This is a genomic window from Mammaliicoccus sp. Q-M61, assembly GCF_022386055.1.
Classification (GTDB): Bacteria; Bacillota; Bacilli; order Staphylococcales; family Staphylococcaceae; genus Mammaliicoccus; species Mammaliicoccus sciuri_A.
The window spans coordinates 1-22,728 of record NZ_JAJNJL010000015.1; the positions used below are offsets into that span (position 1 = coordinate 1).

The following is a 22,728-nucleotide window of genomic DNA, read 5'->3' on the forward strand; positions in this document are numbered from 1 at the left end:
ACTCTCGCGGAACGTAAGCCCAACTACCATCGGCGCTAAAGAGCTTAACTTCTGTGTTCGGCATGGGAACAGGTGTGACCTCTTTGCTATCACCACCAGACAATGTTGTTTCGTTTTTGTCTTACCTTATATATTATAAAGAACTCATCAAGGCTTTTCAATAGTAAATTTTACACCTTATTAACTTTCTTTACAAACATCTCGAATTGATATGCGCTTGTTTTCAGCGACCTTTATATAATACACAATTTAGAAACACTCGTCAACACTTTACAACAAAAAAGTTTATATTTCTTTAAAAAACTTCTATATTGGCGTTTTAAAGCCTTTCAAAAGTATAAAACCGCACACAATATGGAATTGTGCACGGCTTTTAGTTACATTTATTTTTGTCTCATATACGGGAATAGTAATACATCTCTAATAGATGCAGAGTTTGTTAATAACATAACTAATCTATCAATACCAATACCTAAACCACCTGTTGGAGGCATACCATATTCAAGTGCTTCAATAAAGTCATCATCCATTTCATGTGCTTCATCGTTACCTTGATCTTTTTCTTTCATTTGTGCTTCAAATCTTTCACGTTGATCAATTGGATCATTTAATTCAGTAAATGCATTTGCATGCTCTCTACCAACAATAAATAATTCGAATCTATCAGTGAATCTTGGGTCTTCAGGATTTTTCTTAGCTAATGGTGATATTTCGATTGGGTGTCCATAAATAAATGTAGGTTGAATAAGTTTCTCTTCTACTCTTTGTTCGAAGAATTCATTCAGAATATGACCATATGTCATACGATCTTCTACTTCTATATTATGTTCTTTTGCTAAAGCATGTGCTTCTTCATCAGTTTTAACTTCATAGAAATCTACACCAGTATATTCTTTAACGGCATCAACCATATGCCATCTTCTCCAATTAGGTGCTAAATCTATAGATTCTTCGCCATATTGTACAGTTGTAGAACCTAATACTTTTTCAGCGATTGCTGCTACCATAGATTCAGTTAAATCCATAATGTCGTTGTAATCAGCATATGCTTCATACAATTCAATCATTGTAAATTCAGGGTTATGTCTTGTAGATACACCTTCATTACGGAATACTCTTCCAATTTCATATACTTTCTCTAATCCACCTACGATTAATCGTTTCAAGTGTAATTCAATTGCAATTCTCATGTATAGAGTAGCATCTAACGCATTGTGATGTGTTACGAAAGGACGAGCTGAAGCACCACCAGCGATTTGGTGCATCATTGGTGTTTCTACTTCTAAGAAACCTTTATTATTTAAGTAAGTTCTCATTTCTTGAATAATTTGGCTTCTTGTAATGAATGTTTTAGTTGATTCTTCACTTGTAATTAAATCTAGGTAACGCTGACGGTAACGTTGTTCAATATCTTGTAAACCATGATACTTATCTGGTAATGGACGTAAAGATTTAGTTAAAACAGTAAATTCTTTCGCTTTAACAGATAATTCTCCAGTATTCGTTTTAAACATAACACCTTTTACGCCTACGATATCACCTAAATCTGCATGTTTCCATATTTCAAATTGTTCGTCACCCACTTGGTCTTTACGAACATAGATTTGAATTTGACCAGTAATATCTTTAACATGTGCAAATCCAGCTTTACCTTTACCTCTTTTAGTCATTAAACGACCTGCGATAGCAACAGCTGATTCGTCTTCTTTATCATGTAATTCTTCTTTACTGAATTCGTCCCATTCTTGGTGTAATGATTTAGAGTCTCCACTGCGGACAAATTTCTTACCGAAAGGATCGATACCTAAATCTTTTAATTCTTGTAATTTTTCTCTACGAACCAACATTTGGTCATTCATTTCTTCTGACATGATTTTCCACTCCTTATTTAAATTACACTTGTTATTTTATTTAAACCACACGTAGATTATTTACTTTCACCATTATACCTTACTACATGTTCATCGTTTGGCAATAGCTCCCAAATATATTTCTTCGATATAGGTTCCACAACATTTGAGGCAATATCATTCAAAGGTATCATCACAAATGCTCTTTCAGTCATTCTAGGATGAGGTACTTCTAGTTCTGGTGATTGAATAACGGATTGATCATATAATAAAATATCTATATCAATTGTACGTGGTCCCCATCTTTCAACTCGAACACGATGAAGTTGTTGTTCTATCATCATACAAACTTTTAATAATTCAGATGATTCTAATTCAGTTGAGATTTCAATACACATATTTAAAAAATCAGGTTGGTCTGTGTATCCTACTGGTTTCGTTTCATATATTGGAGATTCTTGAATAACTTGAATACCGTCAATTTCATTCAACAATTTAACAGCTTCTTGCAGTTGATGTTGCCTATCTCCCATATTACTGCCTAAACCTAAATATGCAGTATGCATTTATCTCTTCCTCACTATCTCAATACCCACACCTTTATAATGTCCAGGTATCGGTGGATTATTTTTAGTAATCTTAACTTTGGTTTCCAATACTCGATTATAGTGCGAAAATAGCTCTTTTGCAATACGTTCTGCAAGATGTTCGATTAATTTTACTGGTTTACCTTCCATAATTTCTTTGACAACTTCAAATACTTCACCGTAGTGAACAGTCTTTTCTAAGTCATCTGTTTCGCCCGCTTCAGAAAGATCTAAATATAATTCTAAATCTACTATAAATATTTGTCCTAGTTCATTTTCCGCTTCAATTGCACCATGGTATCCGTAAAAAGACATGCCTTCTAATATTATTCTATCCATTTAATCGAATCTCCTTCAGAGCATCTATCGTCTTAGCTACTCTTTTGTTCATTTGTACATTATGGACTCTCACAGCATGGACACCTTTTTCAATTCCGTAAGCTGTCGTTGCTGCTGTACCTTCATCACGTTCATCAACATTAGTTTCGCCACCTAATAAGTCATTGATCAATCGCTTTCTACTTGTCGCAAGCAACACATTGTAACCTGTAGCGACCAATTCATCTAATCGTGACATGACAATACGTTCTTCTTCTCTAGACTTTGCAAAACCAATACCAGGATCTAACCAAATATTTTTTTCGGGTATGCCACAAATTTCTGCTTGGTTTGCTTGTTTTAATAAAGTAAGCAATAATTCTTCCATTACCGGAACATCTCTCTTGCCATCGCCGTTATGCATTAACACAATTTCAGCATTATATTCTGCAACGACTTTCAATATATTCGGATCATATAAACCAGCCCACTGGTCGTTAATCATCGTTACGCCTCTTTTTAAAGATTCTTCAGCAACTTTACTTCTGTATGTATCTACTGAAAGTTGAACATCTAAATCACTGAGCGCTTCAACAACTGGAATAACTCTATCCAATTCCTCTTCTAAACTTACTTCTGTATAACCTGGGCGAGTAGATACACCACCGATATCAATAATATCCGCACCTTCTGAGATAAGTTTCTCAGCGTGTTGTCTTGCTTTATCTACACTATTATATGAACCACCGTCAGAAAATGAATCTGGCGTAACATTTAATATACCCATAATTTTCGTATTCACCAAGATAGTCTTCCTTCCTTTTTCATAGATAAATTTATTATAACAAATTTAAAAAATCACGCCTAAATGAAATAACTTCAAAAGTTATTTATTATAGACGTGATACTTATTTTATAATCATTTATTTATCAATTAGTCTTCAAAAGCGTAAAGTGGTGTAGATAGGTAACGTTCACCATTACTTGGAAGAACTGTTACTACAGTTTTGCCTTCACCTAGTTCTTTAGCTTTTTTCAATGCAGCTACAATTGCAGCACCAGATGAAATACCACCTAGGATACCTTCTTCTTTAGCAACTTTTCTAGACATTTCCATTGCTTCTTCATTACCTACTTTAATAACATCGTCATAAACATCTGTGTTTAAAGTATCTGGTACGAAACCTGCACCTAAACCTTGTAATTTATGAGGACCTGGTGAACCACCACTTAAAACAGGAGAAGCTTCTGGTTCAATCGCAACTATTTGAATATTAGGATATTTTTCTTTAAGCACTTTACCTGCTCCAGATAAAGTACCACCAGTACCTACACCAGCTAAGAAAGCGTCAATTTGAACACCCTCAAATTGTTCAACAAGTTCAGGACCAGTTGTTAATTCATGGACTTTAGGGTTCGCTGGGTTTTCGAATTGTTGTGGTTCAAAATAGCCTTTTTCTTCTTTTAATTCTTTAGCTTTTTTGATAGCACCTTTCATGCCTTCTGCACCAGGTGTTAATACTAATTCAGCGCCATAAGCTTTTAATAAAGCACGACGTTCGCTACTCATTGTATCTGGCATTACAAATACAGCATTATAACCTTTAGCTGCTGCAACCATTGCTAAACCGATACCTGTGTTACCAGATGTTGGCTCAATAATTGTGTCGCCCGGTTTGATTTTGCCTTCTTTTTCAGCAGCTTCAATCATCGCTAAACCAATTCTATCTTTAACTGAGCTACCTGGGTTTTGATATTCTAATTTTACATAAACGTCTGCTGAACCTTCTTCAACTACTTTGTTTAATTTAACTACAGGTGTATCTCCAATTAATTCTACAATATTATTTACTCTCTTAGCCATTTACGCTTCACTCCTAAACAGTTTTTATACCCTAGTTTATTTATCGGATATAATGATTATAACAAAACTTCATATAAAGTGAAAGTATTTACTAAATTAAAGTGCATTCTTAAGTTCGATTAATTCTTCTTCGCTATATTGATACTTTGTTCTACAGAAATGACATTCTGCTTCAGCACCATGATCTTCTTTAATCATTGCATCAATTTCTGCTTCTCCAAGACCTTTAATTGCATTCAGGAATTTTTCTCTAGAACAATTACATTTGAACTCAACATCCATATGGTCAATAATTCTAGTATTTTCTTTACCTAATACTGTTTCAATTATTTCTTCTGGTGATAATCCTCTATCGATCAATTTCGATACAGGTTCCATTTGATTAATTTTTTCTTCAATTGCTGAAATTGTTTTTTCAGATGCACCAGGCATAAGTTGAATGATGAAACCTCCTGCTGCTTTAATTGTATTATCAGGATTTACTAATACACCTAAACCAACTGCTGAAGGTACTTGTTCACTTGTTACAAAATAATAAGTGAAATCTTCGCCAAGTTCTCCTGAAACAATTGGTGTAGAACCTGTGAAGTAATCTTTCAATCCGATATCTTTAACGACACTTAACATACCATCTGTTCCAACAGCACGTCTAACATCTAATTTACCTTGATCGTTTAATGGAAAATGCGTTTGAGGATTTTGTACGTATCCTCTTACTTTACCTTTCGCATTAGCATCGACCATAATTTTACCAATAGGTCCTCCACCATCAATTGTTACCGTTAATTTTTCTTCATTTTTTAGCATTGATCCCATCATCACACCAGCTGTCATTGATCTACCTAATGCTGCTGATGCAGTTGGCCAAGTGTAATGGCGTGTTTGTGCTTCTTGTATTGTATTTGTTGTTTGAACAGCAAAAGCTCTCACTTCATCATTGAAAGCTAATCCTCTTACTAAATAATCTTTTGTCATGTTTTATACTCCTTCTTTAAAAAAAGCCCCTCTCAATCAAATTGTTGAAAGGGACTTTGTGAAATTATTCTTTACGATCTGTCGGTTTATTGTCACCTAGGTCATCGATATTTGGCTCTTGTTCATGGGCTGGTTCATCTGAATCACTATCTGAATCTGTGTCTTCACGACGTTTTTCATGTGACACTTCTTCTTTTACTTCTTCATATGATTTACCAACTTCATCATCGTCAATATCTAATGTACCTTCTTGTTGCGTTAAGTCACCTTCATATTTATCTTCATCTGAGTCTTCATTTTGGTTAAGATGAGAATCATCATATTTAACTTCTGGTAACTTACCTTCATGGAATAACGATTGAATTTGTTCAGCTACTAATGTTTCTTCTACTAGAAGCGTCTTAGCAATTAATTCTAATTGTGATTTATGTTCAGTTAGAATTTGTTTACAACGTTCGTATTGTTCTTTAATGATACGTTGTACTTCTGAATCAATTTCATAAGCAATTTGGTCTGAATAATTTGGTTCAGATTGCATATCTTTACCTAAAAATACTTGTCCACTATCCGTACTACCGAATTGTAATGGACCTAATTTTTTACTCATACCATATTCAGTAACCATCTTACGCGCAATGTTTGTTGCACGTTGGAAGTCATTATGAGCACCTGTTGATGCTTCTCCAAAGTTTATTTCTTCAGATACACGACCACCAAGTAAACCTACTATCTTATCTAATAATTCTGGTTCAGTCATAAAGTAACGATCTTCTTTAGGAAGCATCATTGCATATCCACCAGCTTGACCACGTGGAACGATTGTAACTTTATGAACCATTTCTGCTTCATCTAATACACAACCGATAATTGTATGACCCGCTTCGTGATAAGCAACAATATTTTTTTCTTTTTCAGAAATCATTCTTGTTTTCTTAGCTGGACCTGCAATAACTCTATCCGTCGCTTCTTCGATATCTCTCATATCAATTTTCGTTTTGTTAGAACGTGCTGCTACTAATGATGCTTCATTTAACAAGTTCTCTAAGTCTGCACCAGAGAAACCAGGCGTTCTTTGAGAAATTGCTTTTAAGTCAACAGTTTCGTCTAACGGTTTATTACGAGCATGTACTTTAAGTACTGCTTCACGTCCTTTTACATCTGGTCGTCCAACTTGGATTTGTCTATCGAAACGTCCAGGACGTAATAATGCAGGGTCTAAAATATCAGGACGGTTAGTTGCAGCTATCATAATGATACCTTCATTTTCACCGAATCCATCCATTTCTACTAATAATTGGTTTAATGTTTGTTCACGTTCATCGTGACCGCCACCAACACCAGCGCCACGTTGACGACCAACAGCATCAATCTCATCTATAAAGATAATACATGGTGCATTTTTCTTAGCGTTCTCGAATAAGTCACGCACACGACTTGCACCGACACCAACGAACATCTCAACGAAGTCTGAACCACTGATTGAGAAGAATGGTGTACCCGCTTCACCTGCTACAGCTCTAGCAAGTAATGTTTTACCTGTACCTGGAGGACCAACTAGTAAGACACCTTTCGGAATACGCGCACCCATTTTCTTGAATTTACGATTATCTTTAAGGAAATCAACTATTTCCACTAACTCTTGTTTCTCTTCATCGGCACCTGCTACATCAGAGAATCTCACACGTTTCTTCTGATTATCATATAGCTTGGCTTTTGACTTACCAAAGTTCATTACTCGGCCGCCGCCACCGCCGCCGCCTTGCATTTGGCTTAAGAAGAAGATGAATAAAAATGCAATAATTAAAACTGGGATAAGCGTTGTTAATACACTAACAAACACACTTTGTTTTTCTTCTTCTTTAACATTAAATTTCAAATCATCTTGTTTCTCAGCAGTTGCTGTTATTTTTTTCAAGTCATCTTGATTATTAAATAAAATAGAAGATGTATATGTTTCATCTTTACCTTTTTTTAATTCACCGCTAACCATATAAACATTCTGTTCTGGTTGAATAGTTAACGTTTTTAAATCGCCTTTTTCTAGCTTCGTCATAAACTCATTATATGTAAGCTGTTTTGGTGATTGTCCATTGCCATTAATGAACTGGAATACACCAAATAGGACGATAGCTAAAAGCGCGATCATTAATATATTACGAAAAGCTTTTTGCATTCAATTTGTCCTCCTACTCAATTAATAAAACTAACAAAAATTTTACCATATTTGTAATTTCATACGCTAGTAATTAAACTTGCTTATACGCATCATTGATATATTTCTGGTTTAAGTGTACCAATGTATGGTAAATTACGATATTTCTCAGCATAATCAAGTCCATATCCTACTACAAATTCATCAGGAATTTTTTCTCCGACATATTTAGCTTCGATATCTACTTTACGTTTCATCGGTTTGTCTAACAATGTTACGATTTCAATAGAATTAACATTTCTGTATTTCAATAAATCAACGATAGAATTTAAAGTTGTACCTGTTTCTAAAATATCTTCAATGATAATGACATCTCTATTTTCAACAGAAGTACTTAAGTCTTTTAAAATTTTAACTTCTCCAGTTGATTCTGTACCACCGTGATAACTAGAAACATCCATGAAGTCTAATTCTACATGTGTATCAATGTATTTAATTAAATCAGCCATAAACATGATTGAACCTTTTAAAATACCTACACAAATAGGTGTCTTCCCATTATAATCCTCTGTGATTTGCTTTCCTAATGTTTTGCATCTTTCTTGAATCTGTTCTTCTGATAATACAACAGACTTAATCGAGTCTTTCATTAAAGTCATCTCCAATATAAGTAATAGTTAGTGCGTTTTTAAAGTTAGAATCTATCCAAAAATCACCAATTGCAATTATGTCATCACCATTTAAAATAATTGGACAATTGTTTCTTTTATGTATGTCAATCTTGTTGTCAATCATGATTCTGTTAACTTTTTTGTGATGTTTATTTCCCCGGTTATAATACTGAACACGATCTCCAGACATTCTCGTTCTTACAAATAAAGGCGATGCTATGTCTTTCGTTTCAATTAACCAATTCCCAAATACATATTGTTCATTACGATTTATAAATTTAGAATTTACATTGAACTCAATATCTTCACATAGTAATAATTTATCATATGCTACTATAAACTGCCAATCATCAGATATAGGAATGACGGATTGTTTTGAAAAATTATTAAATACGTGCATCCATTCTTTATATGACTTCTCACTATATCTTCGTTTAACATATTGAGCCATTAATTGATCTAATACTTGAACCTTAACTAAATCGTTCAGCTGATTAAATGCATCTCGATTAATTTCAACTTGATCAGACTGTTTTATTTCATTAGCAATAAAATCATCTGCTGCAGTTATAATTAATTTTCTTGCATCATTCATCCATTGATTTAAATCCAGTAAATGATCTGTTGAAAATTCTGATCTTTCTTCAATAACAGGCAACAATTGATTTCGTAAATAGTTGCGAGTATATTTACTATCTTTATTTGAATCATCTTCGTAGTACTTAAAATCATTTTCTTGTTGATATTGTTTTATAAATGATTTGGATACATTTAACAATGGTCTACAAATCATATAATCATTTCTTTTTTGAACTTGTTGAATACCTAAAGGTGCACGGCCAATTCTCCCAGTAAATAGTCGATAAGCAATGGTTTCTTTTTGGTCATCCATATGGTGTGCAGTCAACAATACATCGCTACCGGTTTGTTTCATCATTTCATCAAACCATTCATATCTCATTTGTCTAGAGATATCTTGTATGCTCTTATTGTGACTAACTGTTTCGCTCAAATCCAATGTCTTGATATATATTTCAATATGATGTTTTTCGCAAAATCGTTTGATAAATTCCGCTTCTTCTCGCGAGGCTTCTCTTAAACCATGGTTGACATGTAAACAGATTAACTTATGATATGTGTCTTTATAAGTTGTATTTAACATGTGTAAAAGTGACATGCTATCTATCCCTGTCGAAACAGCTAAAGCTAAATCATCCTCTTGTTGCCAAGTTACTTTCAGCATGATTACACACCTCAATTTTCAAAAAGTCATTTGATCTTGTCAAAATAAAAAGAGGCTCAACTAATTAGCCTCTTTTTATTATAATCCATTATCGTCTTGCACCTTTACCGCCACGACGTGATTCAGTTTGTCTCTTAATAGATGTTAACTTATCCTCACTATCTTTTAAAAAGTTTGATAATTTCTTCTCAAAGTCTTCAGGCTTAGCTTCTTTCTTAGGCGCTTGGCGCTTTGGACGTTCTTTAGCTTTTTTAATAGATAAACTAATCTTTCCATCATCAGCTACTGTTAATACTTTAACTTCTACTTCATCGCCTACAGTTAAATGGTCATTCACGTTCTCGACGTAGTTATCAGCAACTTCACTGATATGCACAAGGCCACTTTTCCCTTCAGGTAATTCAACAAATGCACCAAAATTCTTAATACCTGTAACTTTCCCTTTGACTTTATTGCCTACTTCAATTGACATATTATTACTGTATCCTCCTGATATAAATTCACTTTAACTTTATTATATGCTTCTATACAAAATTATACAACGCCATAAACAGATTATTTATCATTTTCCGCGTCTTTTTTGTCTTCTGGTAATTTAAAAATAATTTCACCATCATTGCTTAAAAAGTATTCGCTTCTTGCGAGTTTTTCTATATATTCTTTATCGTTCAGTCGTTTAATTTGTTCTTTAAGTTCTATCTCTTTATCTTGTAACTTTTCATATGTTACAGCTTTTTCTTTACGCTCTTGCACTAATTCATCATTACGATTTTTTTGTAGAAATAGCATGATGATCATAATAACGATTATTAACAATAATACTCCACCAAATAAGGTAAGTCGCTTGCGTATCACTTGGCGCGTTTTATTGACAGTCTTTTTTTGTTTGTTTTGGGACTGTGTATATTCATTATCTAGATTTTTAATTTTTTGCGCCATTGGTGTACCTCCTTATTTATATAGAATCTTGAATTTTTTCTTCTTTGATGACTTCAAACATTGTCTTCGCATTTTCTTTATTAGCATGTTCAGATAATCCTGTCACTTTGACAACAATTATTCTATTACCTAATCTAATTTCTAATTCATCTTCAACACTTACAGCCGTTCCTGCTTTAGCAACTTGACCATTTACTTTAACTCTACCTTGGTCACTCACCTCTTTAGCAAGTGTACGACGTTTAATCAGTCTAGATACTTTTAAATATTTATCTAATCTCAAATTGTTAAATCTCCTTTATTTATAAATTCTTTTAATGATTGTTCACCGTATCCCTCTAATTTGGTTTTATCATACAACTTCAAAAAGTAATCAGCAAATATTTTTTCTAGTTTCTCACGTTTAACTTTGCCTTCTTTTTGTTTTTCATCATTCCAAATTTTCTTAAGGTCTTTAATATCATTCGCTTCTTGGTCACCAAACACATGTGGATGTCTACGTATCATCTTAGAAGTTAATGTTTGTATCACTTCTCTTACATCAAAGTACGCTTCTTTCTTTCCAATCGCAGCATGTAGCATCACTTGTAACAATATGTCTCCAAGTTCTTCTATCATATGTTCAATATCATCTTCATCAATTGCTTCTATTAATTCAAATGCCTCTTCAAGCACATAACGCTTCAATGTTTCATGTGTTTGTACTTTATCCCATGGACAACCTTCTTCGGACACTAAAGTATCGATAGTTTGTTCTAAATATTGAAAATCACCATATAGTTGTTCATCTTCAGTTATTTTCGGTATGAATAAACTTGTTAAATTTGATAGCTCAGCATGATGGTCCATTTCATACAATGGACAAGAAATGACATCAGCTTCACCTAATCTTGCATTAGAAACGAGTTTAACAGGATGGTCATCTGGATATCTTTCCATCAATGTAACTTTAATATCCGATGCAACTAATTGATCATACACTTGTGTAATAATCGTATTCGTTCTTATATTTAATGAAGTCTCAGACAAACTCGTTCCGTCTAATAATGTAAATCCGTCATTCGGATCAATATTAACAGCTCTGAACATATCATCTAGAAAGCTTTTCCCGCCTAACACGTGAACATCCGGTGCTTTCTCTAATAAAAGCTGCGTCGTTGTTTCAGCTACCATGGGGTCACCAGGTACCGCATAAATGATATGTTCATGTTCAGCTTTTTCAATCAATGTATCGACAATTTCAGAATATACATTAAGAAAATCATCGTGCTTTTCATAAATATAATCAAAACCTTGCCAATTTAAGTCTTCTAATTCTTTAACGACTGGATGGTCTAGCGTACGCGCATATATAACGTCAGCTGATTGAAGTTTACGGTAAACGCCCATTGGCAATTCTTCTAAACTATAATTACCTAAGCCAACAACTAATATTTGTTGTGCCATATGTTAATTACTCCTTTATTATTTTATCCATTAAAGGCAAATGTTTCCATTCATCTTTTATTAATATTTTCATTTTTATTATACCTATTATGACAACCATTACGCCAACAATACCTGCCAGTAACATAATTAATAAACTGGTCATTCTCGTGTGCGTTGGAATGAGCAGTACCACTTGTACAAATACAGACATGATCACAAGTAAAGTGATTACTTTAATCATAAACAAACCCATACGTTGAAATTGATAAAGTTTCATCACACGTACATGCAAAATCAATGTATATATAGCGAGCGACAAGACGGTCGATAAACTTGCACCAAATATACCAAACTTCAGTACAAACCAGTAATTCCCGATCAATTTCGTTACCATACCAATCATGAGCGCAATAAATAATATATTTCTATTTAATTTCACTTGCAATAACGCTGTATACATAATGATAAATGTCACAAATACAACCGCGAGCATAAAGACGCTCAATGTGCCGATTAATTCATTCGTCTTAAAGAATACAGTATTTAATAATGGCAGTAAGTTCATTAAGCCAAATGCGGCAGCCATACTAAATAAGACTGTTATCTTTAACGATGTATTAGCATATTCATTCACGAGTTGATGATTTTTCTTTTGCAGTTGTTCTGTTAACAATGGAATAAGCACAAAACTAAATGTCGTTGTGATAATAAGCCCCATCTGAATTAATGAAGCACCTCTATCAAACACACCTTTTACTTTTATACTCTCATGAAAGCTATATCCATTCTCTTGCAACAAATGTATAAGCGTAAATGAATCTACAATTTGCCATAAGATCAATATCAAATAAGAAATGGCATACAAGATTGTCATCGTCACGATATTTTTAGTGTCACTCAACTTTATTTCCCAGGAAAATCTCAGTCTAGGCTTTCTTTTAAACCAGAAGTAAATTGCAATACAACTTAATCCCAATACAGAACCACTGATTGCGATTGTACCAGCTTGATAAATCGAAATATTCAAGCCAACAAATAGCAAAATCGCAGTTAAAATCACGCCTACTCTAACGACTTGATCAATAACCTGTGAAACGGCAATAAAGTTCATCTGATGTTTCATTTGATAATACCCTCGCACCATCGAGATAAATACAAGTGGTATTAGCGCTAAACTCGCCATACGAATCATAGGCGTTAAGTTCGCATCACCCATCAGTTCACTTATCAATTGTGCGCTTAAAAATATAGCAACGCTTATCAATAAACAAGTCATTTGTAAGAACCAGAACATACCTACTATTTCTGATTGTTTACGTTGAATCATCCAGCTACTCATGACACTAGGAAGCGCGTTTAAACTTACAACACTCACAATCGCAACAAGCGGATATACTTGTTGGTATGCATATAAACCTTCATCACCTAAAACATTTTGGTAAGGTACTCTATAAATTGCACTTAAAATTTTAACAATGACCATCGTGCCTGTTAACAACAATACACTATTAAAAATGGGTTTAGATTGTGTCATCGTCTACCAAACTTTCATTAATCACATTAGTTAAGAATTTCAGATCGTCTAACCATTGTTTTGATTTTTGTAATTTAAACACCATTTGATTGTCTGACACAGCTATTTTTAATTTTCTACCTAATGGTTCTGTAACTTTAAACAACACATCACCTTTTAAATGATTTGTTGTATATTCTGAAGCTGTCAGTTGTATCACCTTAGCGACTTCTTTAATTTCTGTAATACCGAAATGAATACCATTCAATCTTACTTCCACAACATCTAATAAACGCTGAACTTCAACAGGATATTCACCAAAACGATCGATTAATTCATCTTGAATATCTTCCAATTGAGATTGCGTCGTAATTGATCTCAATTTTTTGTACATTTCAATTTTGGCTTGTTCATTCTTAATGTATTCAGCTGGAATATAAGCATCTATTTTAATGTCCACTTCTAGTTGTGGTACTTCTGATTCTGGTTCTATACCTCGTTTTACATTAACCGCTTCTTCTAACATTTGAGAATATAAATCATAACCTACAGAATCTATGAACCCATGCTGCTGACTACCTAATAGATTTCCTGCGCCACGAATATTCAAATCACGCATGGCAATTTTAAATCCCGAACCTAATTCAGTAAATTCTTTAATAGCTTGCAGTCTTTGTTCTGCAACTTCAGTCAGTACTTTATTTTGTTCATGTAAGAAATATGCATAACCAATTCGACTAGAACGACCTACTCGTCCACGTAACTGATACAATTGACTCAATCCAAATCTATTAGCGTCTTCAATAATTAATGTATTAGCATTTGGAACATCGACACCCGTTTCAATAATCGTTGTTGTAACTAAAATATCGTATTCTCCATCGACAAAATTCAACATCGTTTCTTCTAATTCTCGTTCTGTCATTTGTCCATGAGCAACGCCAATTCTCGCATTAGGCATGAGCATAGATAACTGTTCACTCTTTTGATATATAGACTGCACGCGGTTATATAAATAGAATGCTTGTCCACCACGTGAAAGTTCACGTTCTAGTGCTTCTTTAACAAAACTCATATTCTGTTCTAATACATACGTTTGAACAGGGAATCTATTTTCAGGTGGTGTTTCAATAACAGATAAATCTCTAACACCTAATAAACTCATATGAAGTGTTCTCGGAATTGGTGTCGCAGTTAAAGTAAGAACGTCTACATTTGTCTTTAATGCTTTAATTCTTTCTTTATGTTTCACACCAAATCTTTGTTCTTCATCGACGATTAATAATCCTAAATCTTTATATTCAACATCTTTACTTAGTAATTTATGTGTACCTACAACAATGTCTACAAATCCAGATTTGATACCTGCTTTCGTTTCTTTAACTTGTTTAGGTGTTCTAAATCTACTCATCATTTGAATTTCTACTGGATATTCTTGCATACGTTCTCTGAATGTTTCAAAATGTTGTTGGGCAAGAATCGTTGTTGGTACGAGCACGGCTACTTGCTTACCTTCCAAGACCGCTTTAAATGCAGCTCTTATTGCTACTTCAGTCTTACCATATCCAACATCACCACAAAGCAGTCTATCCATCGGTCTTCTTTTTTCCATATCTGCTTTAATTTCTTCTAAAGAAGTGACTTGGTCAGGCGTAGGTTCATATGGAAAGTCCATTTCAAATGTCATTTGTTCTTCAGTATCCGGACCGTATTGATAACCTTCAACTTGTTCTCTCTCTTGATAAAGTTTCAACAGTTCATCCGCAATATCTTCCACATTTTTTTGAACTTTAGCTTTTGTTTTTTTCCATTCTGTACCGCCAAGTTTATTCACCTTTGGCTCTTTATCATCTGATCCAACAAACTTTTGTACATCATTCATTTGATCAACTGGTACAAATAATTGATCGGTACCTTTGTATTGAATTTTAATATAATCTTTATGAATACCAGATACTTCTAATGTTTCAACGCCTAAATATTTACCAACACCATGATGTACGTGTACAACATAATCTCCTACATTCAATTCTTGGTAAGATTTTATTTTTTCAGCATTAGATAACTTTTGTCTTCTTTTAGATTGTTTTCTTTCACGTGCTTTGAAAAGTTCTTTTTCTGTCACGACGACAAGCTTCATATAAGGCAATTCGAACCCTTCAGACAGCGCGCCATCCGTTACGACAGCTTGTCCTCTGTCACCGACTTGTTCTACCCTATCTATAACAGTTGGAATTTTCATGTCGTTTAACATACTTTGAATACGAGACTTTCTCGTTTCAGATTCTGCTAATAATACGACTGTGAATCCTTGTTTCATAAAGCGATCAAACTCTGATTGCATAATGTCGTATTGTCCATAGAATCTTTGAACAGGTTTACATGAGAATTTCACCATCTCTTCAATTTCAACTGGCATACTTGCAGTAAATAAAGTGAAATAAGCGATTTTATGTTGATGCAAGAGTTCTGTAAAAGCATGTTCCGAAATAAAACGTTGCCCAATAAATCCTTGTCCTGATTCTATTAGCGATTGCGTAAATTCTTCGATCTCAACGTCTAATGAATGTTCAGTTTCTTTAATTCGATTATATTCGTCTACAACAACAAGTGCATCATCCGCAAAATAATCTGTTAAAGTTGTGACTTCATCATACATAAACGAGATCACACGTCTTAAAATTTGATGATCTTTCAATTCATCACTTTGCATCAATATCGTTTGATACGTATCTTTTAAGTCGGGTCGCATTTCTGTAGCTAGTTGTTGTCTAGTCTTTTCATACGCTTCTTCCATACGTTCAGGAAGTTGGCTAATTTGTTCACTTGTAAAAATATAATCACTAGCCGTTGTAATTTCAACTTGTTCAACATTACCTAAAGAGCGTTGCGTTTCAACGTCAAACAATCTCATACCGTCTACTTCAGTATCAAACAATTCAATTCGAACAGGATCTCCAGTTACTGGATAGATATCAATCAACCCACCACGAATCGAGAACTCACCAACTGCTGATACTAACGATTGCCTCTTATAACCCATATCAATCAATTGATTAGCCCATTCATCTAAGTCAATATCATCACCTATTTGAATTGATTTGTAATGTTCATTCCAAATGTGCTTCGGTGTTAATTGTTTTTTCAAGCCATTTATAGGCACGATAAATAAGCCCTTCTTGCCTTGAGCAAGCTGGGTTAATGTTCTGATACGTTCACTCATTAAATCGGGACTTTGCGTCGAGAACGCTTCTATCATAATATCTTGTACAGGAAACTTAAATACTTCTTCAGGTGGTAATAATTGAAGAATATCCGCTTCTAATTTATCTGCCTGATACAAGTTATTCGTTACGATAACGAGTTGTTTATCGTTTTTAAGATATTGTTCTAATATGAGTAGCGCTTTACTCGACTGATTCAGTCCTGTTATGAGTATGTTCTTTTCTCCAAATATTTGCGTTAATTCTTGAAATCGTTCGTCTGCTTGTATGATTTCATGGATAACGTGTTTCATATAACTTCACCATTATACTGGTTCATCACATTCTGAAAAGTTTCGCCTTTAATTATAGCTTCACAAGCATCTGCTGCGCGATCGATTACTTTTTCCATTGTAATCATTTCATCACCAGAGAACTTTTGAAGCACATAACTCGGTACACTCATGCCATTTGTAGGACGATCAATTCCGATTCTAATACGGTTAAAACGGTCTGTCCCTAAATGTTGAATTAAAGACTTCATACCGTTATGACCACCAGCACTTCCTTTCTGACGTAGTCTCAAATGACCTTGAGACTGGTCCATGTCATCATAGAGTACAACTAGATCCTCTATATCTATATTATAATAATCCATAAGTGGTCTTACAGCTTCACCTGATAAATTCATGAAAGTCATAGGCTCAATAAGCATTACTTTCTCTCCATTTATAAGCCCTATTGTATATGCGCCTTTAAATTTTTGTTTATCTAAGTCTAATTGGTGACGATCAAGCAATTTATCAACTACTTCAAAGCCAATATTATGACGCGTAAGGTCATATTTCTTTCCGATATTTCCAAGTCCAACAATACATTTCATGTTGTAACCTCCATATTAATACTAAGTATATATTATAGCATTTTTGTGATTTATTTCATCTATCTATACTTAAATAAAAAAACCCAACACAAATGTGTTGGGTTGAAGATTTAAAAAATATTATTTTTCTTCTTCTTCTGCTTCTTCTTTTTCAGCTTCTTCTTCTGCTACTGCATCAGCTTCTTCAGCTGCAGTTTCTTCAGCATCTTCAGCAGGTTCTTCTGTTGGAGGAACTACTGTTACAACTGCTTCTTCTTTATCGTTTTCGATAGTGTATTTATCAGTTGCATCTAAGTCGCCTACTAAGTAGCTATCACCAATAGCTAATTCTGTAATATCAACTTCGATATTTTCAGGAATTGCATCTGGAGTAGTTGTAACTTGTAAGTCGAATAATGGTTGTTGAACTACGCCACCTTCAGAAGCACCAACTGATTCACCTACTAATACTACAGGTACGTCTACAGTTAATTCTTCTTTCATGTTGATAGCTAAGAAGTCAACGTGAGTGATTTGGTTTTTAAGAGAATCATATTGATAATCTGAAACCATAACTTTGATTGTTTTTGAACCAACACCTAATTCGATAACGCCGTTACGTCCAACTTCACGAATTGTTTTGATGAATTCAACTTCATCAACTTTAACAGATGTATTTTTAGCACCGTAACCGTATACGACTGCTGGAATAACACCTGAAGCTCTTAATTTACGTAAACTAGAACGAGTTTGTTTACCTTGACGGATAACTGACTTTAATGAAGTCATTATCTTTTCCACCTTTCATTTATGCGCGATATGCGCTCCTACACTTACCCATCAACAACAATTGCTGCTTGTAAGTGGTTATTTAGTCCATAAAAATGAACCGTTTGTTATTATACACGAATATTATAAATTAATCAAATAGCACACTAACAGATTCTTGTTCATATACTCTAACAATTGCTTGTGCTAATAATTCTGCTACAGACAATTCTTTAACGTTTGCAGGTTTTCTATCTTCTGGTAATTGAATTGAGTTTGTAACAACTAATTCTTTAATTTGAGAATTTTCGATACGTTCTTTTGCTGGTCCTGATAATACAGGGTGTGTACAACATGCATAAACTTCTTTTGCACCTTTTTTAACAAGTGCATCTGCTGCTAATGTAATTGTTCCAGCTGTATCAATAATATCGTCGATAATGATGGCAGTCTTACCATTAATATCTCCAACAATATTCATAACTTCTGCTACGTTTGGTTTCGGACGACGTTTATCAATAATAGCGATAGGTGTTTTTAGACGGTCAGCCATTTTACGTGCTCTTGTTACGCCACCATGGTCAGGCGAAACAACTACTGTTGTTTCAGGATCTAAACCTTTTTCTAAGAAGTAATTTGATAAAATTGGTACGCCCATTAAATGATCAATCGGTATGTCAAAGAACCCTTGAATTTGAGGTGCATGTAAATCAAGTGCTATCATTCTGCTTGCGCCAGCTTTTTCAATAATATTTGCCACAAGTTTAGCAGTGATTGGTTCACGGCTTCTAGCTTTACGGTCTTGTCTTGCATAACCGTAATAAGGCATTACAATATTAATATTTGCTGCTGATGCACGTTTACAAGCATCAATCATAATTAATAATTCCATCAAGTGTTCATTCACTGGGTTTGATGTTGGTTGAATAATAAATACATCACAACCACGGATACTTTCTTCAATATTAATTTGAACTTCACCATCAGCAAATCTCTTAACTGTAGATTTACCTAATGGAATCCCTACTAAATTGGCAACTTCTTGCGCTAATGGTTGGTTACCTTCAAGCGAAAATATTTTTAATGAAGAGTTCTTATATTCAGTGTTCAACATTTCTGTTCCTCCGATATCATTTTGACTCATGTTTTGACGGCTCCTTTTATTTCGTTTTATAATATCCTTCTTTTGTCGTTTGTCTAGCGCGACCTAGCGCCAAGCTTTCATTTGGTACATCATCTGTAATTGTTGACCCTGCTGCTATGAATGATCCATCTCCAATTTCTACTGGTGCAACTAGATTTGAATTACATCCAATAAATGCATCATCTCCTATAACCGTACGGAATTTATTCACGCCATCATAATTTACAGTGATAGAACCACAACCAATATTTGTTCTTGCACCTACTTCTGCATCTCCGATATAACTTAAGTGTGAAACTTTAGCGCCATCTTTTAAGACAGCCTTTTTAGTTTCAACAAAGTTACCAATTTTCGTATCTTTGCCTAGTTCAGAACCTGGTCTTAATTGTGCAAATGGTCCTACTGTAGCGTTTTCGCCTACAACTGAATCTGTAATAACAGATTGTTTAATTGTAGCATCATCTTTAATTGTACTATTTTTGATGTCAGAATTCATTCCTATCGTAACATTTTTTCCTATAATTGTTGTGCCAGAAAGTCTTACGCCTGGTTCTACAACTGTATCTTCACCAATTACGACTTGTTTCCCGATATAAGTTGTAGCTGGATCAATAATTGTTACGCCATTTAGCATATGTTGATGATTGATACGTTCTTTCATTTTCTGTTCCGCTTTCGCAAGTTGCACTCTATCATTCACACCCATAATGCCGTCAACATCGTTCGTAATAAAAGCAGAAACTTTTTCATTTTCTTCTTTTAGGATGCGAATCACATCTGGTAAATAATATTCACCTTGTGCATTATCATTGTTTACTTTTTCAAGTGTTTCAAATAACTTTTCATTATCGAAAGCAAATATACCAGAACTGATTTCATTAACTTCAGCTTCCGCAGAAGAAGCGTCTTTTTGTTCGACAATTCCAGAAACCAAACCATTTTCATCGCGAATGATTCTGCCGTAACCAAACGGGTTATCAACTTTTGCAGACAAGACAGTTGCTACTGCACTTTCAGACTCATGAAAATTTAATAAATTTTTAATCGTTTCATCACTGATTAATGGTGTGTCTCCGCATACAACAATTGTTGTGCCTTTTTCAGTACCTAATATATCTTTAGCAGTCTTTACTGCATGTGCTGTTCCTAATTGTTCTTCTTGATGTACAAACTGAGATGCATGACCGATTGTTTCTTTGACTTTTTCAGCACCATGCCCAACAACTGTTACGACTTTATCAACACCTGCATTTTTCACGCTATCTATAACATGTTGAACCATTGCTTCTCCAGCTACTGTATGTAGTACTTTGTAAAGTTTAGATTTCATTCTTGTACCTTTACCAGCAGCTAATACAACTGCATATTTTTGCATTGCAAATACCTCCATTTATACACACTTTAGTCTATTATAATTTAATTGACCGCATAGTATCAAGAAAGAGTTCAAGTAAACGTTTCCTTATTAACAAACCCCTTATCATGACATATAAAAAAACAGCAGTTAAAATCACAGGATTTTAACTGCTGTTTATCAATATACGTGAGCTGAGTACTTTAAATATCGTTATTCTTCTTCACTGTCTGATGCTTCATCGCTATCCTCTGAATTTGAGGCTTCTTGAGCTGATTTTGGAATAATGACTTCATCTGTTTCATCATATACTTTCATAACCGCTTCTTGAATCTCCTGTCTCATTTCAGAATTAATGGGATGCGCAATATCTCTAAATTCCCCATCTGGCGTACGCTTACTAGGCATAGCCACAAACAGTCCTGAATTTCCCTCGATTACTCTTAAGTCGTGAATAACAAAAGCGTCATCTAATGTTATAGAAACTAATGCTTTCATTCTTCCATCCGTTTGAATTTTTCTTAATCTCACATCTGTTACCTTCATGATTTGTGTGCCCCCTGTTTTGTCTATTTAAAGTAGCAGCATCATATTAATTGAAGTTAGTTATTTATTTTTGCAATCATTTCGATTTCAACTTTTACATCTTTCGGTAAACGTGCAACTTCCACACAACTTCTAGCAGGCAAATGTTCATTAAAATATTCTCCATATACGGCATTGATGTCTTGGAAATCGTTCATATCTTTTATGAAAATTAAAGATTTAACGACACTATCTAAAGATGCGCCACTTTCTTGAAGTACGACTTTTAAATTTTCTAGTACTTGCTTAGTTTGTTCTTTGACATCTTCAGAAACGACTTCACCTTGTTGATTTAATGGTATTTGACCAGAAGTAAATACTAAATTATCTACTACTACTGCATGGCAATATGGTCCTAAAGCTTCTGGAGCGTTTGTTGCGTTAATACTTTTCATGTTGATTACTCTCCTTTTAATTAAATCTTTTTAAACAGTTGCCTTCCTCTACTGAAAATTGTTGATTGTACTCGTCTACGTCAGATAACCTAACTAAAGATGTATAATCTTCAATCAATCGATGTTTAACTTCTTTTGATTCTACAAGTACTGATACCCCTTTTACTGTAGCTTTAAACTCATTCATCAAATTGATTACACCATTAATAGATCCGCCCGCTCTCATAAAGTCATCAACAATCAATACATTCGAATATTCAGGCAATGTTCTTTTTGATAAAACCATTGTCTCAATCTTTCTAGAAGACCCAGACACATAGTTAATCGATACTGTGGATCCTTCTGTTACTTTATTGTCTTTTCTTATAACCACAACTGGCAAATTAAGCACTTTCGCCACGGCATTTGCTAAAGAAATACCCTTTGTTGCTATTGTAACTACCGCATCAAGTTCTTCATCCATGTACATTGTAGCGATTAATTCCCCTACTTGATTTAATAGTTTAGGATTCCCTACTAAATCTGACATAAATAAATAGCCACCTGGCAACAGTCTTTCTTTTTCTTTTAGTAATTCACACAATTTTTCAATCAATTCACGTGCTTCTTCGACGTACATTTTAGGTCGGTAAGTTACGCCGCCACTTGCACCGGCAGTCGTTTCTATAATACCAAGTCTCTCAGCAGTAAACGTTTCTTTAATAATTTGTATGTCTTCACTAATAGACGACTTTGCCTGACCAAAATGATTCACAAAATAAGTCAACGGCACTAACTCGTTCGGATGTTTCAATAAATATTGTGTCATATAAACGATTCTTTCACTTCGTTTAAACCTCATTTATAAAACTCCAATCTCTATTCCGTATTTTAAGCC

The 22,728-nt window shown here is 34.2% G+C and carries 22 protein-coding genes and 1 rRNA gene; all 23 read right to left on the reverse strand.

The features are described from left to right. A 5S ribosomal RNA gene (gene rrf / locus LQ677_RS13830) occupies nucleotides 1-100 on the reverse strand; the annotation flags it as partial. A 283-nt stretch (nucleotides 101-383) separates the two neighbouring features. Continuing rightward, nucleotides 384-1,871, reverse strand: a complete 1,488-nt coding sequence (lysS, locus tag LQ677_RS13835) for a lysine--tRNA ligase (RefSeq protein ID WP_126476464.1) — start codon at nucleotides 1,869-1,871, stop codon at nucleotides 384-386. A gap of 56 nt (nucleotides 1,872-1,927) precedes the next feature. After that, nucleotides 1,928-2,416 (reverse strand): 2-amino-4-hydroxy-6-hydroxymethyldihydropteridine diphosphokinase, encoded by a 489-nt coding sequence (folK, locus tag LQ677_RS13840; protein ID WP_239749050.1) that lies wholly within the window; start codon nucleotides 2,414-2,416, stop codon nucleotides 1,928-1,930. Further along, nucleotides 2,417-2,776, reverse strand: coding sequence for a dihydroneopterin aldolase (gene folB / locus LQ677_RS13845; RefSeq protein WP_126476463.1), 360 nt, complete (start codon nucleotides 2,774-2,776; stop codon nucleotides 2,417-2,419). After that, nucleotides 2,769-3,560 (reverse strand): dihydropteroate synthase, encoded by a 792-nt coding sequence (gene folP, locus LQ677_RS13850; RefSeq protein ID WP_025905555.1) that lies wholly within the window; start codon nucleotides 3,558-3,560, stop codon nucleotides 2,769-2,771. The genes folB and folP overlap by 8 nt, the downstream gene beginning before the upstream one ends. Before the next feature lie 129 nt (nucleotides 3,561-3,689). After that, a complete protein-coding gene (gene cysK, locus LQ677_RS13855) occupies nucleotides 3,690-4,619 on the reverse strand; it encodes a cysteine synthase A (protein WP_239705882.1) in 930 nt (309 codons plus the stop codon). Between the two features lie 96 nt (nucleotides 4,620-4,715). Then, a complete protein-coding gene (hslO, locus tag LQ677_RS13860; protein ID WP_025905557.1) occupies nucleotides 4,716-5,594 on the reverse strand; it encodes an Hsp33 family molecular chaperone HslO in 879 nt (292 codons plus the stop codon). A 64-nt stretch (nucleotides 5,595-5,658) separates the two neighbouring features. Further along, nucleotides 5,659-7,767 carry an ATP-dependent zinc metalloprotease FtsH gene (gene ftsH / locus LQ677_RS13865; RefSeq protein ID WP_103360996.1) on the reverse strand — a complete coding sequence of 703 codons (2,109 nt, stop codon included), beginning with the start codon at nucleotides 7,765-7,767 and terminating at the stop codon, nucleotides 5,659-5,661. Between the two features lie 92 nt (nucleotides 7,768-7,859). Then, complete coding sequence (hpt, locus tag LQ677_RS13870; protein ID WP_037590339.1) at nucleotides 7,860-8,396, reverse strand: hypoxanthine phosphoribosyltransferase; 537 nt, start codon at nucleotides 8,394-8,396, stop codon at nucleotides 7,860-7,862. Next, nucleotides 8,380-9,660 (reverse strand): tRNA lysidine(34) synthetase TilS, encoded by a 1,281-nt coding sequence (gene tilS / locus LQ677_RS13875; protein ID WP_239749051.1) that lies wholly within the window; start codon nucleotides 9,658-9,660, stop codon nucleotides 8,380-8,382. The genes hpt and tilS overlap by 17 nt, the downstream gene beginning before the upstream one ends. A gap of 88 nt (nucleotides 9,661-9,748) precedes the next feature. Then, on the reverse strand, nucleotides 9,749-10,132 hold the full coding sequence (locus LQ677_RS13880) for a S1 domain-containing RNA-binding protein (RefSeq protein ID WP_025905561.1): 384 nt from the start codon (nucleotides 10,130-10,132) through the stop codon (nucleotides 9,749-9,751). Nucleotides 10,133-10,215: 83 nt separating this feature from the next. Further along, complete coding sequence (locus LQ677_RS13885) at nucleotides 10,216-10,599, reverse strand: FtsB family cell division protein (RefSeq protein ID WP_025905562.1); 384 nt, start codon at nucleotides 10,597-10,599, stop codon at nucleotides 10,216-10,218. A gap of 16 nt (nucleotides 10,600-10,615) precedes the next feature. Next, on the reverse strand, nucleotides 10,616-10,882 hold the full coding sequence (locus tag LQ677_RS13890) for an RNA-binding S4 domain-containing protein (protein ID WP_025905563.1): 267 nt from the start codon (nucleotides 10,880-10,882) through the stop codon (nucleotides 10,616-10,618). Beyond that, complete coding sequence (locus LQ677_RS13895; protein WP_239749052.1) at nucleotides 10,879-12,045, reverse strand: MazG nucleotide pyrophosphohydrolase domain-containing protein; 1,167 nt, start codon at nucleotides 12,043-12,045, stop codon at nucleotides 10,879-10,881. The genes LQ677_RS13890 and LQ677_RS13895 overlap by 4 nt, the downstream gene beginning before the upstream one ends. Before the next feature lie 7 nt (nucleotides 12,046-12,052). Continuing rightward, nucleotides 12,053-13,561 (reverse strand): polysaccharide biosynthesis protein, encoded by a 1,509-nt coding sequence (locus LQ677_RS13900; RefSeq protein WP_239749053.1) that lies wholly within the window; start codon nucleotides 13,559-13,561, stop codon nucleotides 12,053-12,055. Next, the gene (mfd, locus tag LQ677_RS13905; RefSeq protein ID WP_204259030.1) at nucleotides 13,548-17,057 is read right to left on the reverse strand and encodes a transcription-repair coupling factor; all 3,510 of its coding nucleotides are present in this window, start codon (nucleotides 17,055-17,057) and stop codon (nucleotides 13,548-13,550) included. The genes LQ677_RS13900 and mfd overlap by 14 nt, the downstream gene beginning before the upstream one ends. Beyond that, the gene (pth, locus tag LQ677_RS13910; RefSeq protein WP_239749054.1) at nucleotides 17,054-17,626 is read right to left on the reverse strand and encodes an aminoacyl-tRNA hydrolase; all 573 of its coding nucleotides are present in this window, start codon (nucleotides 17,624-17,626) and stop codon (nucleotides 17,054-17,056) included. Before pth ends, mfd begins: the two co-directional genes overlap by 4 nt. Before the next feature lie 120 nt (nucleotides 17,627-17,746). Next, on the reverse strand, nucleotides 17,747-18,394 hold the full coding sequence (locus tag LQ677_RS13915) for a 50S ribosomal protein L25/general stress protein Ctc (RefSeq protein WP_037590332.1): 648 nt from the start codon (nucleotides 18,392-18,394) through the stop codon (nucleotides 17,747-17,749). A gap of 130 nt (nucleotides 18,395-18,524) precedes the next feature. Beyond that, complete coding sequence (locus tag LQ677_RS13920) at nucleotides 18,525-19,487, reverse strand: ribose-phosphate diphosphokinase (RefSeq protein ID WP_025905569.1); 963 nt, start codon at nucleotides 19,485-19,487, stop codon at nucleotides 18,525-18,527. Nucleotides 19,488-19,533: 46 nt separating this feature from the next. Next, the gene (gene glmU, locus LQ677_RS13925; RefSeq protein WP_037590330.1) at nucleotides 19,534-20,892 is read right to left on the reverse strand and encodes a bifunctional UDP-N-acetylglucosamine diphosphorylase/glucosamine-1-phosphate N-acetyltransferase GlmU; all 1,359 of its coding nucleotides are present in this window, start codon (nucleotides 20,890-20,892) and stop codon (nucleotides 19,534-19,536) included. Nucleotides 20,893-21,084: 192 nt separating this feature from the next. Continuing rightward, nucleotides 21,085-21,417: a septation regulator SpoVG gene (gene spoVG, locus LQ677_RS13930; protein ID WP_037590328.1), complete on the reverse strand. Its 333-nt coding sequence runs from the start codon at nucleotides 21,415-21,417 to the stop codon at nucleotides 21,085-21,087. A gap of 56 nt (nucleotides 21,418-21,473) precedes the next feature. Continuing rightward, the gene (locus LQ677_RS13935; protein ID WP_049320973.1) at nucleotides 21,474-21,851 is read right to left on the reverse strand and encodes a RidA family protein; all 378 of its coding nucleotides are present in this window, start codon (nucleotides 21,849-21,851) and stop codon (nucleotides 21,474-21,476) included. 16 nt (nucleotides 21,852-21,867) lie between these two features. Next, nucleotides 21,868-22,692: a pur operon repressor gene (purR, locus tag LQ677_RS13940; protein WP_025905573.1), complete on the reverse strand. Its 825-nt coding sequence runs from the start codon at nucleotides 22,690-22,692 to the stop codon at nucleotides 21,868-21,870. Nucleotides 22,693-22,728 lie beyond the last annotated feature (36 nt).